The following is a 17,775-nucleotide window of genomic DNA, read 5'->3' as shown; positions in this document are numbered from 1 at the left end:
ATATCTTTTTACAGTTATAAGTCAATTATTAATGATTGATTTCCGGCCAGACCGTACCATATGAAAGATCGAAAAACTGGCTGTTTATGGCAGTTGTCCATGATAATTATAAAACCGATACGCAAAACAATATCTACCAGAGACTCTTAAAGGAATTCAGAGTAAATAATCCATTTCATGCCTGTGTGTTCTATAAGCATGCGCTATCTTCCAACACAGTATTATTAATACATTGCTTTCAAATCACTGTTTATCATGAGACTCATTGAAAAGCAGCTCATCTGCTCCCATCAAATAATAACTAGCTACTATCAGTTATGGAACTTTACTATGAACCATTCTCCTAATCACAATTCTGATGATCGTTTGCAAAAACAGACAAAAACTGCTGATAACAGTCATCATGAATCAGGTGGGGCTAGTTTTAATGATGAGCGGTCTGATTATGGTATCTCTCAGCAACGACAAGATAATACGATGAGCGACAGTATGAATAACGATAATATGAATAACGACAAGCGCCGTTCTCTCACCACTTATAACCACATTACTTATTTTCTATACGTGATTAGCTATTTCACTGCTGGGTTATTGTGGATTGTGCCGATTGTGATGAACTATGCCAAGCGCCACGATGCAAATGGCTCATGGCTGGCCACACATTTTGATTGGCAGATTAAGACTTTTTGGTACAGCATTGTTTTGTTTCTAATCGGCATCGTTATTATAACGTTTGCCTTGGGCGGCTTTGGTGTCAGCATATTGGCTGATAGTGATCATATCGCTATTGGCTCGTTACTCTTGGCTGGATTTGGCTTCTTAATTATGATATTTACCTTTGTCTGGCATCTATACCGTATCGTACGTGGTTGGATAGCTCTGACGGATGGTCGTCCTGTGCCTTGATAGCCAGTTAATCGCTATTTATCTATATAGGCTGTGGTTTTAATATAGAAATTTACCGCAGGAAACTTTGCTCTTATTTCTGTTAAGCTGATATAATCGCAGCGCCTGATTTCATTCGCACTTTTTATTCACTATTTCTTTTTAGCAGGGTCTGTCATTACTATGTCTTATGCCTTACTTCGTCCTTTTTTCTTTAAGATGGATCCCGAGCACGCCCACGAGATGACCTTGTCCTTATTGGATAAAGCTCATAAAGCGCGTGTTTTAGGTTTGGTGTACGGTCAGTCGATGCAGCCAACAGACTGTATGGGTTTACAGTTTTCTAATCCAGTAGGCTTAGCCGCAGGATTGGATAAGAACGGTGACTATATTGATGCCTTGGCTGAGTTAGGATTTGGTTTTATAGAAGTCGGAACGGTCACACCGAGGCCACAGATAGGTAATGACAAGCCAAGATTGTTTAGAATAAAGCAAGCAGATGCCATTATTAACCGTATGGGCTTTAATAACCAAGGTGTCGATTATCTGATCGAAAATGTCAAACGTTGCAAATACAAAGGCAATATTGGCATTAATATCGGTAAAAATGCCGATACGCCAGTAGAGCAGGCAGCAGATGATTACGTCTATTGTTTAGAGCGTGCTTATCCGCATGCCTCTTATATTACCGTTAATATCTCTTCGCCAAACACCAAAAACTTACGTGATCTGCAAAGCGGTGAAGCATTGACTCAGCTTTTAGATACCATTAAAAACCGTCATAGCCAATTGGCGACCGAATATGGTTTTTATGTGCCATTGGTACTGAAAGTTGCTCCTGATTTAGAGCCTCTACAAGTAGACTATATCTCACAGCAGCTGATAGATTTTGAAATTGATGGTTTGATTGCGACCAATACGACTTTGAGCCGTGTCGGCGTAGAAGACTTACGTGATGGTGATCAAATGGGTGGTCTATCTGGTCGTCCAGTGAGCCATATTAGCACTCAGATTTTACAACAGTTTTCTGATCAGCTAGAGGGCAAAGTCGCCTTGATCGGTGTCGGTGGTATCGACAGTGGTGCGAAAGCCGTCAAGAAGATTCAGGCCGGTGCAGACATGGTACAGCTCTATACAGGGCTTATCTATCGTGGACCTGGATTGGTACAGTCTTGTATTCAGGCAATCGGTGGTTATTATGATGCCATGGAAAGCTAGACTGTCCATAAACCTATTATAAATTGAATGCTCAAAGATTAACCTTGTCATAAACACTTAAGTAAATACTTGATAAAAATACCATAGGGTATGAGGCATAGAAAATGAGTGGTCTGGATATTGTGATTGCTATTGTTGTCTTGGTTGGCTTGTGGCGCGGCTTTCAAGTAGGGTTGATTAAAACAGCCATTGGTTTGGTCGGTTGGTTGATTGCGCTAGTCGCTGCTACGCGTCTGGCGGGTGTTGTGTCGCCTCAATTAGCAGGTATCGTAGAAAACCCTGTCTTACAAATGGCAATGGCATTTCTATTAGTGGTGATCGTAATATTAGCCATCATGCACACAGTTGCGTTTGTATTTTCAGGGGTGCTCAAAACCTTACGTCTGGATATCGTTGATAAGATGGCAGGTGGCGTCCTTGGTGCAGCCAAAAACGTATTAATGGTTTTAGTGGTTCTGAGTGTCAGTGCGCCACTATTGGTACAGATGCCGCAATGGCAAACCTCAGTGCTAGCGCCAGAGCTAATGCCTTATGCACCGATGGGTAAAGCGTTGGTGTCAGATGTGCTTGGTATGGCTTGGGATAAAATCAATCAATCATAAGCTAACTCGTCATATTTCTAAGTATTAACGCTATGATTTTTATCATGTCTTTTTTACCACTCAAGCTTTTATAGCATCAATAACATCGTATTCAAAATTCATTCTTGAAAAAATAATTTTTGATAGCAGTTAAGGCTCATAAATCAGCATCAATTAATGATGGATGCTGATTTTTTGAAAACCAAAAAGATAAATGCTTGTTTAATGTTTCGCAAATATCATCAGGTCGACGGTGAGTGGCAGCACGCATTTTAGATAGCGTGCCGTCTAATTTTTTGCCGTTATTGTAGTACTAATGTATGGGTCAAAATAGGATATAGCTATTATGTGTGGAGTCATTGGAGTTGCAGCTCACGAACCAGTCAATCAGATACTTTATGACGGTTTGACGATGCTACAGCATCGCGGGCAAGATGCAGCAGGTATTGTCACTTTGCAAGATGGACGACTCTATCTACGTAAAGAAAATGGCATGGTACGTGACGTGTTTATGAATCGTCATATGATGAAACTGGTTGGTAAATTCGGTATCGGTCACGTTCGTTACCCAACGGCAGGCACGTCAAGCAGTGCTGAAGCTCAACCATTTTATGTCAACTCACCTTATGGTATTACCCTTGCGCATAATGGTAACTTGACCAATGCTGAGAGCTTGGCCAAGTCTTTGTACATCGAAGATCGCCGCCATCTTAATACCGATTCAGATTCTGAAGTACTCTTGAACGTACTGGCCCATGAAATGCAGAATTTGGGTAAAACCAAAGCAACGCCTGCTGATATATTTGAAGCAGTCACGGCTGTATATGGTCGTGTTGAAGGTGCTTATGGTGTTGTCGCCCTTATTACTGGCCATGGTTTACTTGCCTTTCGTGACCCGAACGGTATCCGTCCGCTTATCTATGGTAAGCGTATGGCTCCAAACGGCGGCACTGAGTATATGGTCGCTTCAGAGTCAGTAGCCTTAACGGGGTCTGGATTTACGATTATTCGTGATGTCAAACCAGGCGAAGCTATCTTTATTGATCTCGATCATAAAATACACACCCATCAGTGCGTAGAGCAAAAAGAATATACACCATGTATCTTTGAATATGTCTATTTCGCTCGTCCAGATTCAATCATGGACAATATCTCAGTTTATAAAGCCCGCTTACGTATGGGTGAAAAACTGGCAGATAAGATCATGAATGAATGGGGCGAAGATCACGATATCGATGTGGTTATTCCTATTCCAGATACCTCGCGTACTTCTGCGATGGAGTTGGCGCTTAAGATGAATGTTAAGTACCGTGAAGGGTTTATGAAAAACCGCTATATCGGTCGTACCTTCATCATGCCAGGTCAGCAACAACGCAAAAAATCTGTCCGTCAGAAACTCAGCGCTGTGCCGTTAGAATTCAAAGGTAAAAACGTACTGTTGGTCGATGACTCTATCGTTCGCGGTACGACATGTCATGAAATCATTCAAATGGCTCGAGACGCTGGCGCCAATAAAGTATTTTTCGCCAGTGCTGCGCCACCGGTTAAGTACCCAAACGTGTATGGTATCGATATGCCAGTACGTAGCGAGCTAATTGCTTCAGGTCATACAGTCGAAGAAGTGCGTGAAATCATCGGTGCTGATCGTTTGATTTTCCAGGACTTGGATGACTTGATTGATGCAGTAAAAGATACCAAACACAGCAAAGTTGAAGGCTTTGATTGTGCCGTATTCAATGGTTGCTATATCACTGGTCAGATCAATGAAGCCTATCTTGATCATCTACAAGAGCAGCGTAATGACACGGCTAAAACAGGTAAAAAAGGCGTACAAATCGTGGCTGATACCCCAGTCGATATGATGGGTGTTGAGGAGCTTTAAGAAGCAACTCTTCTTAACTAGCTCTATACAACAGTACGCTTAGAAAAAGGCTGGATTCTTAATAGAATCCAGCCTTTTTTATGTTTGAAATATTGTTTAACGTTTTGTTTGGCACTGAATTCTAGCTAGTGCTTTTAGCCTAGAAAGTTATTTAATAGCCATAGTAAACCATTAATAGCAGCAATACCGACAATCATGCTGACTAATAATTGACGGCTGATATGGTAGACAAGTAAGACTAAAAGTAGAGCACCAATTTGTGCCATCAATAGATGCAATTCGGCACTATCCAGAGCCGTGGTCGCAGACAGGTCTTGATAAGAGAGACTGGTCAAAATGAGCAACACCATCACGGACAGCGGTAAGCTTTCATTTAATCGATGCAACCAAGGTGTGTCTAATAGTTTTCTGGGTATTAAGGAAGGTAGGGCACGCGTGATAAAGGTAACAGCGGCCATCGCAAAAGTCGCGAAAATAAGATAACTACTGGTCATCAGTTTCTCCTGCCATGTTACTTTTTTCTTCCATGCCTCGCTGTACCCAAAATCCACGTGCTAAAATCAGCAACATACAAATGGTAATCGCAACCAATAGTAACCAGTTACTCGTAAATAACGAGGCTGCTGCTAGAGAGACTACGGCAATGCCAATTGGAAAATAGCGTTTGATACTTTGAAACTGCTCATAAGCCAAAATCGCAAACAAGCAAACCAAGGCGAAATCCAAGTGAGGTACCAAATCGCTGAGCGTGCTGCCAATCATAATACCAATCGTACTGGCCAGTACCCACCAACTTTGGTTAAAGAGGCTGATTGGTAGTATCAGGGACTGTCGCGACTCATTGGGCAAGCTGGTCATGACTGAAAATGTCTCGTCAGTCAGCGCAAATAGACAATAGATTTTAGCAAGTTTGTTCTTTGGTAGATATTGTAATAAAGGCATACCATAGAATACATGACGTAAATTAATAGCCGCAATATTCGTCGCGATATTACCAATCGGCAAACCAGCACTCAGCATGGGCAAACAAGCATATTGCGCAGCGCCAGCATATAATACGATACTGAGCATAATGATAGCCCACACAGGGATACCAGCAACTTGCGCGAGTACACCAAAGGCAATACCTGCAGGTAAGTAGCCCATTGCCACGGGTAAGCTTTTTTTGAAGCCTTCAGCCCAGTCATAGCGCATTTTATATGGCTGATGTAATTCTTTTGAACGAGTAGTCACAGAATATCCTAATGGTTTTTGTGTTCAAATTAAATTGAACCAACTATATTACAAACACTTTATAAAAATACGTTATTCAACACCATGTAGCTGAGAGTGGTATTAAGCTTCCGGCTGTAGTTTTTCGTAGCTGCCGGTTTGATGCGCGTGGTACAAGAAGCCACTTAAAATAATTAGCCTAAGTAATAATAAACACCACACACTCAACCAAATACCAGTCATGTCCCATTGCTGATAGAGAAACCAACTGAGTGGGAAAAATATAGCGGCGAGTATCAGGGCTGCATTACGGATAACATGACCAGCTGTTAAGCCAAAAAATATACCATCTAACCAATAGGCACCGACCCCGACGAGGGGTAGTAATACGGCATAAAGGTGGTAATTATATGCCAATGTAAAAACCGTTTCGATATTGGTCATAAACCCTAAATATGTTGGCATTGCAAGCCACCATATAGCACTCAAGGCGATGGCGAGTCCGTAACTGACAATACCTGTGCGCTTGATAATAATGCGAAAACGTGGCCAGTCTCGGCGCCCAGCCGCTTGACCACTTAACGTTTCAGCAGATACCGCAACACCATCAAGTGCAAAGGCTGAGATACTCAGGACTTGAAGTAAGATAGCATTGGCCGCCAGTATGACATCACCGCTTTGAGCAGAAAGACGAGTAATCCAAGCAAAACTCAAGGTTAAGATGAGTGTGCGAATGAAGATGTCTTTATTTAATGAGAACAGCCTAAGTATTCGCTCTTTAGTGAAATATTGCTTATCGGCAGTAAACAAAGCCTGCCAAGATATTTGCAGATGATGACGACTTAACCACAGTGCTAATAACACACCAAACCAGAAAGCAATGGTCGTACCTAATGCCACACCGGCCAAACCCATTTTCATCGTAAAGACAAAAAACAAGGTTAGGACGATATTGAGTATGGCAATAAAACCTTGTTGATATAGCATATAGCGGGTTTTACCTTGCCCAGCAAACCAACCGATAAATGCAAAGTTCATCAGCTCAGCAATTACGCCCCAAAACCTAACATCTAAATAAGTCTGTGCAGCACGACCACTATCTGGATTGGCTGATAGCGCTTGCAAACCAAAATCTATCAACCAAGGCTTTGCTAATAGCAAAATAGCACCGATACCAAATGCCAGTAGTAAAGCACGTTGTAAGATAGACAGTAGGGGCGAAGGGGCTGTATTAACTGACGTTGCCGTACCATCTGTAGCATGATTGGCCAGTTGTCCCATTGCTTGTGCTGACAGTCCGGACGATGCATATTGTAAGAAGTTAAAACTGACGAGCAACAATGACAATAACTGTATCGCGAGTCCCATACCAGCCAGTTTAGCGGTATCATTCATATTACCGACGATCGCTGTATCGATTACGCTTTGTAAAGGCATGGCCAGATTGGCCAATAATACTGGCAAAGCGATGGCAATAATACGCGTATAACGGGTATCGATGGGCGGCATTGGACTAGATATGGGAGTAGTCATTTTTGGCTCGTTTATACTTAAAACCCAACAAGGATTGAGCGTAGCATATTTGCTATTTATGACAAACACAGCTACAAAGACAAAAGCACCTAGACTCATTATTCATGAGTCAGGTGCTTTGATTTAAACGTTACTACTGTTATTTATGGCAGACTTTATAGTCAAATTTATATAAATTAAATAATACCATTAAACATTTATTCAAACATTTTTGGATCGTTAAAAGTAACGATTTCTTCTTCAAACTCTGGTTTTACTTTTACAATAAAGTCATCACGAGATAGACCCATACGTAATGGAATCGAACTTGCGATATAAGTTGATGAATAAGTACCAGCAATTAGACCGATGAAGAGGGCAACTGAGAACCAGTATAGACCATCACCACCTAAGAATAGCATTGCTAATACCACTAACAATACCGTTGAAATGGTCATAATCGTACGGCGCAGCGTCTCTGTTAAAGATAAGTCGATAGTCTGGCGCGGCGTGATACCACGGACGCGACGGAAATTCTCACGGATGCGGTCATAGACAACAATCGTATCGTTCAATGAGTAACCAATCAAGGCCAAAATAGCTGCCAACACAGTTAAGTCGAATGGAAAGCCAAATAAGGCAAACACACCAATAGTGACTACTGCATCATGAAACAGCGACATGACTGCACCAAGGGATAATTTGAATTGGAAACGTAAAGCGACATAACCAAGCATACAGGCTAGTGCTAGCGCTAACGACATCACTGAGTTTAAGTAGACTTCACTACCGACTTGACTACCGATAATATTGACGTTACTGATTTCAACATTATTATCAGCTAAGGTCAATGCTTTGGTCAGACTGGTATTGAGTCCATCAACATTATCAGACTGAGGTGGTAGGCGAATCAGTAGCTCTTGTGATGTTCCTAGGTACTGTACGACGGCATCATCAAAACCATTGTCTGACAAGGCATTGACAACATCAACTTGTTCAACAGACTGCTCATAACGCACATCTGCTGAGACACCACCTGTGAAATCAAGTCCCAAATTCAGACCGTTTACGGCGATAGCAATGATACTACCAATAACCATTAATAAAGATAAAATGGCCATGGGCTTTTCTATCTTCATAAAAGGAATGATACGCTGGTTGCCAATGGCTTTGATACCACCTTCAGCTTGTGCCGCTGCATCATCTGCCGCATCACCTGTTGCTAGGTTAGGCTCAGTTGCTTGAGTAGCCAGTGCTTGACTGTCTTTACCAGCACCCTTACCACTGCGACGAGCTTTACTGTTACTCGGCTGCGCTGTGACAGGGTTATTGGTTTTAGTATTGCTACCTTTGCCATCACGGCGTGGTTTGTTGCGGCGGCGCGTGCTTGCATTGTTTCCATCGCCATTTGAGCCGCCTGAACCATTTCGATCTGGACTATTCTGCTGTTCTAGAGGATTTTTATTCTCGATAGCCATAATGTTCTCCTAACCGATGCTCAGACGTTTGATGGATTTACGCTTGCCATAAGCAACTTGTACCAGCGCACGTGTGACCAGAATAGCCGTAAACAGCGAGCTGATAATACCAATAGCTAGCGTGATCGCAAAGCCTTTAATCGGACCAGTACCAATCGCAAATAAGATAAATGCGACCAATAAAGTTGTAATGTTGGCATCGAAAATACTACTAAAAGCTCGGTCAAAACCTGCCACGATAGCGGACTTCGGCCTTACTCCATTTGCAATCTCTTCACGTATTCGCTCAAAGATTAGTACGTTTGCATCAACTGCCATACCGATGGTCAAAACAATACCAGCGATACCGGGTAGGGTAAGCGATGAGCCTAGGATTGACATGATAGAGATGATGATAATCACGTTGACTGCTAGTGCTACGTTAGCGATGACACCAAACAGACGATAGAAGATAATCATAAACGCAAAGACTAGTAGATAGCCGACCTGTGTAGAGAATAGACCTTTTTCAATGTTCTCTTGGCCCAGTGATGGACCAATGGTGCGTTCTTCTACAAAGTACATCGGTGCCGCAAGTGCTCCTGAACGCAGTAGTAGTGCAAGCTCAGCAGCTTCAGCACTGCTGTCTAGCCCAGTAATACGGAAAGAGGATCCTAGAACCGCTTGAATATTGGCACGGTTGATGACTTTGGTTTCAGCATAAGGCGTACGTATTTCTTCAGTCTCGCCAGTTACTGGGTCTTCTTCATAGGTGATTCTTTGCTTGTTTTCAATGAACAATACCGCCATCTGTTTACCAACAGCGGTACGAGTGGCGTTTTGCATGAGCTTGCCGCCAGCACTGTCCAATGTAATACTTACTTCAGGTAGACCGCTTTCATCCAAGCCAGTTTGAGCATTGGTCACTTTATCGCCGCTGACAATAGCTTGACGTTCGAGCAATACAGGCGGGCCATCCAGTGTTTCAAACGGGAACGCTTCAGTGCCCGCTGGAGGAATACCACCTGTATAGTTGTCGGCATCTTCTGCCACCATACGGAATTCAAGGTTTGCGGTACGTCCAAGGACACGTTTTGCTTCTGCAGTATCCTGTACACCTGGCAATTCTACGACGATACGATTGGCACCTTGTGATTGCACTAGGGCTTCAGTAACACCCAGCTCGGCAATACGGTTGCGTAGCGTTGTCAAGTTTTGGTTGACGGCATAGCTATTGATTTCGTCAAGTGTCGCATCGTTATACGATAAGAGTAATGCAGGACCTTGATCGTCAATAGAAGATTGCAAGCTAAACGTGGTGCCCATCGATCCTTGTAGGATGTTTTGTGCACGATTGCGAGTGTCTGTATCAGCGAAATGCAATACCACGCTTTGATCTTCGGTCTTGATGCCTTTGACTGCAATGCGTTCAGCACGTAGCTCGCGACGCATGTCGCTACTAGCACCGGTCAGACGCTGCTCAAGTGCTTTGTCCATATCGACTTCGAGTACAAAGCGCACACCACCACGTAAATCAAGACCAAGTTTCATCGGTTTTGCGCCGATGTCGCGTAGCCACTGCGGTGTTGTCTGTGCTAAGTTAAGAGCGACCACATAGTTTTCGCCCAAATTTTGACGTAGCACTTCTTGCGCCTTTAGCTGATCGACTGAATTATCAAGACGAACCAGCGCACTATTGCCCTCAAATGTGCCGTCATGGTTATCCAGACCAGCGTCTTTGAGTAAGCTTTGAGACTGCGTTAAGATCTCTTCAGACAGCTGTGTACCTGCAGCAGCACTCGTAATCTGCACAGCGGGCTCGTCAGGATAGAGGTTAGGGGCAGCATATAGACCGGCAATGAGTATCACGACGGTAATAAGTAAGTATTTCCAAGCGGGATATTGCATAATCACTTCTTTAAGTTGATAAACAACTGGCGACGTAGGCCACAAGTTAGCAGATGGGAAGTTAGCGATAGCAAAGGTCTAATGCTGCGTATAAAAGCCATCATTATGTACCGTTGCGATCATCCGCGGTGATAGTAAAACAAAAAATAAAAACAACCTACTCAATAAGAGTAAATATAGACTATCCAGCAGTCTATAAGACTACTTTGTCTCATTTCTTTATAGCGAAAAATGACCGTAAATAATGTACGGTCATTTTTAGTCGTGGCATCTACTGATGATACGACCATCAAACAATCATTCATAGCAATGATTGATGCTTAAATGCTTTCGATAGTGCCAGCAGGCAATACTGAGATAACAGAAGCACGTTGTACTTTGATATCAGTATTATTATTTAAGCTAACCACTGCGTAGTCGCCTTCTAGGTTTTTAATGCGACCCATTAAGCCACCAGCAAAAATGATTTCACTACCAACGCTCAAAGCATTGACCATCGCACGATGCTCTTTGGTACGCTTAGACTGCGGGCGAATAACCAAGAAGTAAAAAATCGCAAAAAAAGCAACAGGCAGTAGAATCTGACCAAATAGTGACGCAGCACCTGCAGTTTCGGCAGCATGAGCAGCTTGAATAAATAAGAACATAGTTTCTCTCAATAAGTCATGGATAATAATAAAATTAAACGCATAGTAACAAAAAATACCAGACTTGGTAACTGTTAATCATAGCCTGAGCACGTTTTTCTTCCTGTCTTCATCAAGCCAGCGGTCATTACTTCTAGTGGCCGTATTTTTGATAACAGTATTTCTGACGACAGTATTTCTAATGCAATACGTAAGTTGTGTTTGTTGTAATACGATAAGTGATGACAAAGTGCTGCAATTATAGCAAATTTCAGATATATCAGTGGATATTAGGCAATAGTAGCGTAATACAAGGTATCAAAAAGCAAAGACTTAAAAAAAGCGACTTATTGTGAAATATCAGCATCAGTGCTACTATCAAATGGCAATAATTGGCTGTGTTTAGCCTACTATCTATTGGAATGTCATTAAGCCTAATAGACAGTATAAAGTTAGCTTTAAGTAGCTATCTAGAAAGTGTTGGCAGATACCGTTATGTATTTTTATTTTGGTGCTGTTATTTGCTCTCTATATCTGTTGCTGTTTGCTTAAAATTCCTTTTTCTCTTTTCTGTTTAGGTTACCCAACTTGTTCACCACTTTTATGTTTGTACCTCGTTTATGTCGTCCGCGCGCTTTTAAAGAAGCGTCAGCCAAACCTCCTCCGACGCTGCACTATTTTAAGCGTCTTAGAAGCATGAAGCCTATTTTTGGGCTACTAGCGTTACTCGCAATGCTACTACCTTATCCGGCATTTGCTGCTGATGCTTCAGCAGATCCCACAGCTCTCAATATTCTGTTATTGATATTCTTTGTGGTTGTGGCCATCGGTATCTCGTTTGTTTGCTCTTTAGCAGAATCCGCATTACTCAGTATGACACCGTCTTATATTGCTGACGTTCAAGAAACCAATCCAAAAAAAGCAAATATGCTCAGACGGTTAAAGGTTGATAATATCGACCAGTCGTTGGCAGCTATTTTGACATTGAATACAGTCGCTCATACATTAGGTTCTATCGGTGCTGGTGCTCAGGCAACGATTGTCTTTGGTAGTGCATGGTTTGGTCTATTCTCTGCCATTATGACATTGGCCATATTATTCTTGTCTGAGATTATTCCAAAAACACTAGGTACGGTATATTGGCGTCAGTTGAGTGGCATTGTCGCTTATTTTGTTCGTGGTATTATCCTGCTGTTGTACCCACTCATTTGGGTATCAGAGCGTTTGACAAAACTATTGGTGCGTGGCAAAGAACCTCAGGCATTTAGTCGTCGTGAGTTTGCAGCACTTGCAAGTATTGGTGAAGAGTCAGGACAAATTGATCCTTTAGAGTCGCGGATCATCCGTAACTTACTGGCATTTGGCGCCATTAAAGTTGAAGATATTATGACGCCGCGTTCGGTAATGCTCGCGTTTGAGGAAAATAAAACAGTCGCCGAATTATTGGTTGATCGCCCAAAGCTGACGTTTTCACGATTACCTATTTACGATGGTGACTTGGACAATGTTACTGGTTTTGTATTAAAAACAGATATGTTGTTAGCAAAAGTGAACCACGCTGTAGATAAGCCATTGACTCAGTTCAAACGTGAAATCACTTTTGTATTCTCCAAAATGAAACTGTTTGATTTATTAGAACTCATGCTAAAAAACCGCATCCATATCGCGATTACTGTCGGTGAATATGGCGAGGTCAAAGGTCTAGTTACTTTAGAAGACGTGTTTGAGACTTTATTGGGTCTAGAGATTGTTGATGAGATAGATCGCGTTGAAGATATGCAGGCATTGGCTCGACAAATGATGGACAGACGAGTAGAGCGTTTGGGTATGAAGCTCAGTGATGATGAGCGCTATGATAATAATAGTACAGACACCAGGCTTTAAAATAGCATCGTCAGAGTTGTTATCGATTGATAGGTAGGGCGTTAAAGCTGAAGCGAAGATTGAGTTGTAGTTCGAAAGAGGTGACTTAGTCTGCGCTGATGCATACTTATTATAAGATCATGATATTGCTCGTACTTTAAAGGCGATGACTGTGCCTGTTTTGATATTCGCAATAATTACACAGGGTGTCACATAGCTGTGAGAATTAAATGATAGGCTCACTCTATGATACAACAACGCTGTCACGACTATTAAAAATATGGTTATGATAAGACAGCTATTGCAAGGTATCACTAGCTAGCTGAAGATTATTACTGTATAAAAAGTATCACTATTTAAGAAGTCTCATTAGCTAATAAGAAGTATCGCTATTGAACCAAAGCATGAGAGCCAACAGCATTGGCTTAGTTTATGATTACATAACTAGGTAGTATGTTGAATCAAATGATAGAAACACGTTAGTCGTCAATATATGACAACAACGGAAACTGTATTGCTAAGGATTATCATGAAACGATTATGGGGAAAAAGGCTTTTGGCGTTGTTAATCAAAGGCGCAGGCGTGGCTGCTGTGGTAGCTATTGCAAGTACCGTAAGTATCAGTGCGCAAGCGGCGCCCATGACCGAAGCGTTGGTGCAGAACTATGCCTCAGCAATGAAGTCATCAGCAAATAGCCGAAATGTCAGTCAGGTTGCTCGTCTCGTCTCTGATGATGCGCTGATTTCGTTGTCTAGAAAGGGTAAGTCTACTAGCTTGGACAAAGATGCTTATTTGAAACTGCTACAAAATAGCTGGAATGACACCTCTAACTATCGCTATGACATCTCTGTAGACAACATTGTCATTACGGGCGAGCAGGCCAAAGCCAATGTCACCACTAACGAAAGTTGGGTAAAAGACGGTCAAACGGTCTCGTTCGTCACCACATCTAGAGTGACTTTGGCGCTATCAACTGGCAATGCAGTGCTGCTGCGTGCGGTATCACAAATAACGATTAACTAGCCAGCTTATTAGGGCGTGTTCTCAATTTAATCGATAGTAATCTAAATGGGTTAAAAATGGCTAAATCTTGCCAAACGGTGTCAAATAGCTAACTAATATCTCGATATTACTTGCGCTATTTTCCTTGTTTGACTGCAATTTATCTCATTTTTATCACCATTTTTAAAATGCGGACACACCCTAGAGCGTGTTCTAAAATTAAGGACATGCTCTTGCGATTCAGCATCGATTGCACGCTATATGAACCATTCAGTCATTAACACCAATTTGGTATTGAACGGGTTTATTTAGAAATCTGCTTTATTCAAAAAGACAGTTACTATCTACTAAAAAGACAATCATTATCTATTGAAGCCTGCTAATTCTGTACGATGTTGGTTGTTTGCATGATTGTCTGCATGGACGTAATAATCTGGCGCCTTAGTAGACCAATCTAGATGTCGACTCAACTTATGACTATTATCTTTTTATATTAACTGGTCTTTGCTTTATATTGCATATTATACTATCAAGCAATTCTATCTCATCACTTCTTGTCGTTAGGAAACTCTTAATATCATGTCTACTGTGCTATCAACCTCTCGCTCATTTATTGCGTTGCCATTAACGCTTGCCGTCTCGACTTTGCTTATCAGTGCGTGTAGCAATACGTCGACGGTAAAAAACAATGGTGCGACCAATAGCTCATCGGTTATTACTAAGCCTGCCACCAATCAGACTGCTGCCACGAGTACTGATTACTCAACTGCGTATTTGGATGCAGATAGCTTAGACGAATTGGCAGACTTATTAGAAGCCTCTGACATGACAATGGTAGAAGGCAATCAGCTTGCTATTCAGCAATATGGTGATTTGTGGAATCGTCTGCGTGCTGGTTACCGTATGAATGGCGGCCAACCGATTTATAATCAGCGTATTGAAGGACAAAAAAGCTGGTTTACCAGTAGACAGGATTATTTAAACCGCTTAACTGCGCGTGCCAGTCGTTATATTTATCATACGGTAAGAGAAGCTGAGCGCCGCAATATTCCAACTGAGCTTGCATTGCTACCAGTCATCGAAAGCTCCTACGATCCAAGCGGTACCAGTAGTGCAGCGGCTGCAGGCTTGTGGCAGTTTATTCCAAGTACGGGTCGTATTTACGGTCTAAACCAAAGCAGTACTTATGATGGCCGCCGTGATGTTATCGAATCGACTCGTGCTGCTTATGATTTCTTAACCGCGCTACATAACCAGTTTGGCAGTTGGGAATTGGCATTGGCCGCCTATAACGCTGGCCCTGGTCGTATTCAAAAAGCCATTGATGCCAATAGAGCTCAAGGCTTACCTACGGACTACTGGTCGCTTAGACTGCCTACTGAAACGATGAACTATGTGCCACGATTTTTGGCAGTGGCCGAAATCGTCGCTAAGCCTGAACAGTATGGCGTATACCTACCAGCTATTGCTAACCGTCAGCATTTCCGTAGTGTGCCAGTGAATTATGGTGTCAGCTTATCTGAAGTAGCACAATTGACAGGTGTGACTTACGACGAGCTAGAAAAGTTAAATACAGCACTTACCTCTGGACGAGTTGATTCTTCAGGTCCGCAGCGCGTTATCATTCCTAATGATGTTAGCCTAACGACTGATGCCAAATTGAGCACGCTAAGAGGTAACGGTACCGGCAACGTACTGGCCGCAGCAAACACGCCAAGTACGACGACTACCACACCAAGCTATAACAATAAGCCGTACAGTGGTTCTTCATTGCCATCTACGGGAAGCGCATTGGCTGATTATGCGGCTAGCGCGAGTGTGCCACAGCAGACGACCAGTTATATCTCGCCGTCAGTCACACCAACCAGCAGCTCTTCGTATGGTAATACGCCAGCACGTACTGAGCCACCATTAAGTGCCGCAGAGACCAATAAAATCAATGCTGAGCTTAAGAGCAGCAACAGTCTACCAACCACCTCTGCGCAGATTACGCAAAACAATACGATTGTCCAAGAGCCACCGCTAAGTAATGCAGAGCGTGATTTTATTGCCAATCAAATCCGTAGTAGCACATCGGAAACCAACGTCATCAATGCTGATGGCAATATCAATCTATCAGCAGTTCAAACGCAGCAATCGATTCTAGAAGCCAGTGGCACAGAGAAAAAGCTGAGTTTTGCACAGACGTCGGCAAGTAAACCGAAGCCACAAGGCACACGTACCACTTATACCGTCAAACGTGGTGATACGTTATCTAACATTGCCAGTCGTGCTGGCGTGAGCTGGCGTGATATCGCAGAATGGAACCAAATAGATGCTAGCGCTAGTTTGCTATCGGGTAGCACTTTGTACCTATACAATGCAAAAAGCATCGAGCCAATAAGCAGTGCGAGTAGTACAACAGATAGCCAGCCAGAAAGTTATACAGTACAAAGTGGTGATACGCTGATTGGTACGGCCAATCGCTTTGGTTTATCGGTCACTCAGCTAGCAACCTATAACAACCTGAGCAGCCGTTCGGATCTGCGTAGAGGCCAAAAGCTATGGCTGATACCAGGTAAAGTGACTGCGCCTGCAACCACATCTGCAGCGCCTTCTACCAAACCGACCAAATCAAGCACTGCGACTAAAAACTATAAAGTAAAAGCAGGCGATGGCCTGATTGCATTGTCGCGTCAATTTAATGTGTCTACTGATACCTTAGCCAGTCTTAATGGCATCAGTACCACAAGCTCATTGTATGTTGGTCAGACACTTAAAGTACCAGCGAGCGTTGACTTTAGCTCGGCGTCTACTAGCACTAGCAGCAGCACTAGCAGCAGCGCTAGTAGCCAAAGCAGTTCAAGCTCAGTGGCGACTACTAACTATAAAGTTAAATCTGGTGAAACCTTAATCGGGATTGCTAACGACCTTGGGGTTAGTGCGGCGGATCTTGCTGCAGTAAACAGCAACTTCGATGCAAAAGCTCGCTTACAACGCGGCCAAACCATCAAAGTACCCGCTTCTAAAGAGTTGGTTGATCGTCAGCTAAATGATAAAGCCGTCAGCTACAAAGTAAAGTCAGGTGATACCTTGACGGGTGTGGCTAAACGTTACAATATTGGTTTGAGTGATTTGGCATCAGCGAACAATTTGAATACCAGCTCTAATCTCATACTCGGTCGCACTATTACCATTCCTGCTAGCGGAAGTGTCGCCAGTGCGTCTAGTAGTAGTCAAAGCAGTAGCGCTACGAGTAGTAGCACTAGCACCGCGAGCAGCAGTGGTAAGACGCTGAGCAACACGGAAAGCTACAAAGTAAAATCAGGTGATGGTCTGATTGCTTTAGCACGTCAATTTGGTGTTTCGGTAGAAGACTTGGCTGCGACCAACAGTCTGGCGACCAATGCGCAGTTACAGCGTGGACAGACACTCAAAGTACCAAAAGCCACAGTGAGCTATACCGTTGGGTCAGGAGATAGCTTGATTGGCTTAGCACGCAAATATGGCGTATCTACGCAGGAGTTGGCAGATATGAACAATATCGCAGCAGATACCATGCTACAACGTGGTCAGCGTTTGACAGTTCCTAACCGCTAAGCAATAGCTTATTACTAAAAATAAGCACAAGCATCTTGAAAGTGTGTCG

13 protein-coding genes are annotated in these 17,775 nt (G+C 42.8%); 7 read left to right on the top strand and 6 right to left on the bottom strand.

Annotated features, from left to right (window positions below):
• Positions 1-330 precede the first annotated feature (330 nt).
• From I6E84_RS03640 to purF, 4 genes are all read left to right on the top strand, one after another.
• Complete coding sequence (locus I6E84_RS03640; RefSeq protein WP_227681287.1) at positions 331-906, top strand: DUF4870 family protein; 576 nt, start codon at positions 331-333, stop codon at positions 904-906.
• A 162-nt stretch (positions 907-1,068) separates the two neighbouring features.
• Entirely contained in the window at positions 1,069-2,103 is a 1,035-nt protein-coding gene (locus I6E84_RS03635) for a quinone-dependent dihydroorotate dehydrogenase (protein WP_197216205.1), read from the top strand.
• Between the two features lie 104 nt (positions 2,104-2,207).
• On the top strand, positions 2,208-2,705 hold the full coding sequence (locus tag I6E84_RS03630; protein ID WP_197216203.1) for a CvpA family protein: 498 nt from the start codon (positions 2,208-2,210) through the stop codon (positions 2,703-2,705).
• Between the two features lie 325 nt (positions 2,706-3,030).
• Positions 3,031-4,566: an amidophosphoribosyltransferase gene (purF, locus tag I6E84_RS03625; protein ID WP_197133593.1), complete on the top strand. Its 1,536-nt coding sequence runs from the start codon at positions 3,031-3,033 to the stop codon at positions 4,564-4,566.
• 134 nt (positions 4,567-4,700) lie between these two features.
• On the opposite strand, the gene I6E84_RS03620 is transcribed toward purF, so the two are convergent.
• The 6 genes from I6E84_RS03620 to yajC all read right to left on the bottom strand — a co-directional run bounded on the left by I6E84_RS03620 (position 4,701) and on the right by yajC (position 11,302).
• Positions 4,701-5,060, bottom strand: a complete 360-nt coding sequence (locus tag I6E84_RS03620; RefSeq protein ID WP_197216201.1) for an AzlD domain-containing protein — start codon at positions 5,058-5,060, stop codon at positions 4,701-4,703.
• Positions 5,050-5,799 carry an AzlC family ABC transporter permease gene (locus I6E84_RS03615; protein ID WP_413786932.1) on the bottom strand — a complete coding sequence of 250 codons (750 nt, stop codon included), beginning with the start codon at positions 5,797-5,799 and terminating at the stop codon, positions 5,050-5,052. Before I6E84_RS03615 ends, I6E84_RS03620 begins: the two co-directional genes overlap by 11 nt.
• Positions 5,800-5,901: 102 nt before the next feature.
• A complete protein-coding gene (locus I6E84_RS03610) occupies positions 5,902-7,311 on the bottom strand; it encodes an MATE family efflux transporter (RefSeq protein ID WP_197216199.1) in 1,410 nt (469 codons plus the stop codon).
• A 197-nt stretch (positions 7,312-7,508) separates the two neighbouring features.
• Complete coding sequence (secF, locus tag I6E84_RS03605; RefSeq protein WP_197216197.1) at positions 7,509-8,768, bottom strand: protein translocase subunit SecF; 1,260 nt, start codon at positions 8,766-8,768, stop codon at positions 7,509-7,511.
• A gap of 9 nt (positions 8,769-8,777) precedes the next feature.
• The gene (gene secD, locus I6E84_RS03600) at positions 8,778-10,655 is read right to left on the bottom strand and encodes a protein translocase subunit SecD (protein WP_197216195.1); all 1,878 of its coding nucleotides are present in this window, start codon (positions 10,653-10,655) and stop codon (positions 8,778-8,780) included.
• Between the two features lie 320 nt (positions 10,656-10,975).
• On the bottom strand, positions 10,976-11,302 hold the full coding sequence (gene yajC / locus I6E84_RS03595; RefSeq protein WP_110922992.1) for a preprotein translocase subunit YajC: 327 nt from the start codon (positions 11,300-11,302) through the stop codon (positions 10,976-10,978).
• A gap of 711 nt (positions 11,303-12,013) precedes the next feature.
• On the opposite strand from yajC, the gene I6E84_RS03590 reads away from it, so the two are divergent.
• The 3 genes from I6E84_RS03590 (at position 12,014) to I6E84_RS03580 (ending at position 17,726) form a co-directional block, all read left to right on the top strand.
• On the top strand, positions 12,014-13,165 hold the full coding sequence (locus tag I6E84_RS03590; RefSeq protein ID WP_370463028.1) for a hemolysin family protein: 1,152 nt from the start codon (positions 12,014-12,016) through the stop codon (positions 13,163-13,165).
• Between the two features lie 508 nt (positions 13,166-13,673).
• Positions 13,674-14,168, top strand: a complete 495-nt coding sequence (locus I6E84_RS03585; RefSeq protein WP_197216193.1) for a nuclear transport factor 2 family protein — start codon at positions 13,674-13,676, stop codon at positions 14,166-14,168.
• A 558-nt stretch (positions 14,169-14,726) separates the two neighbouring features.
• Positions 14,727-17,726 carry a LysM peptidoglycan-binding domain-containing protein gene (locus I6E84_RS03580; RefSeq protein ID WP_197216191.1) on the top strand — a complete coding sequence of 1,000 codons (3,000 nt, stop codon included), beginning with the start codon at positions 14,727-14,729 and terminating at the stop codon, positions 17,724-17,726.
• Positions 17,727-17,775 lie beyond the last annotated feature (49 nt).

This window comes from Psychrobacter sp. SCQQ22 (genome assembly GCF_015864605.1).
Classification (GTDB): Bacteria; Pseudomonadota; Gammaproteobacteria; order Pseudomonadales; family Moraxellaceae; genus Psychrobacter; species Psychrobacter fozii.
The sequence above is the reverse complement of the archived record's forward strand: the minus strand, read 5'-3'. Positions and strand labels throughout refer to the sequence as shown.

Excerpts from the sequence above, each read along its gene's own strand:
- I6E84_RS03640 (WP_227681287.1), top strand. The coding sequence starts at position 331 with ATGAACCATTCTCCTAATCACAATTCTGATGATCGTTTGCAAAAACAG.
- I6E84_RS03635 (WP_197216205.1), top strand. The coding sequence starts at position 1,069 with ATGTCTTATGCCTTACTTCGTCCTTTTTTCTTTAAGATGGATCCCGAG.
- I6E84_RS03630 (WP_197216203.1), top strand. The coding sequence starts at position 2,208 with ATGAGTGGTCTGGATATTGTGATTGCTATTGTTGTCTTGGTTGGCTTG.
- purF (WP_197133593.1), top strand. The coding sequence starts at position 3,031 with ATGTGTGGAGTCATTGGAGTTGCAGCTCACGAACCAGTCAATCAGATA.
- I6E84_RS03620 (WP_197216201.1), bottom strand. The coding sequence starts at position 5,060 with ATGACCAGTAGTTATCTTATTTTCGCGACTTTTGCGATGGCCGCTGTT.
- I6E84_RS03610 (WP_197216199.1), bottom strand. The coding sequence starts at position 7,311 with ATGACTACTCCCATATCTAGTCCAATGCCGCCCATCGATACCCGTTAT.
- secF (WP_197216197.1), bottom strand. The coding sequence starts at position 8,768 with ATGGCTATCGAGAATAAAAATCCTCTAGAACAGCAGAATAGTCCAGAT.
- secD (WP_197216195.1), bottom strand. The coding sequence starts at position 10,655 with ATGCAATATCCCGCTTGGAAATACTTACTTATTACCGTCGTGATACTC.
- yajC (WP_110922992.1), bottom strand. The coding sequence starts at position 11,302 with ATGTTCTTATTTATTCAAGCTGCTCATGCTGCCGAAACTGCAGGTGCT.
- I6E84_RS03590 (WP_370463028.1), top strand. The coding sequence starts at position 12,014 with ATGCTACTACCTTATCCGGCATTTGCTGCTGATGCTTCAGCAGATCCC.
- I6E84_RS03585 (WP_197216193.1), top strand. The coding sequence starts at position 13,674 with ATGAAACGATTATGGGGAAAAAGGCTTTTGGCGTTGTTAATCAAAGGC.
- I6E84_RS03580 (WP_197216191.1), top strand. The coding sequence starts at position 14,727 with ATGTCTACTGTGCTATCAACCTCTCGCTCATTTATTGCGTTGCCATTA.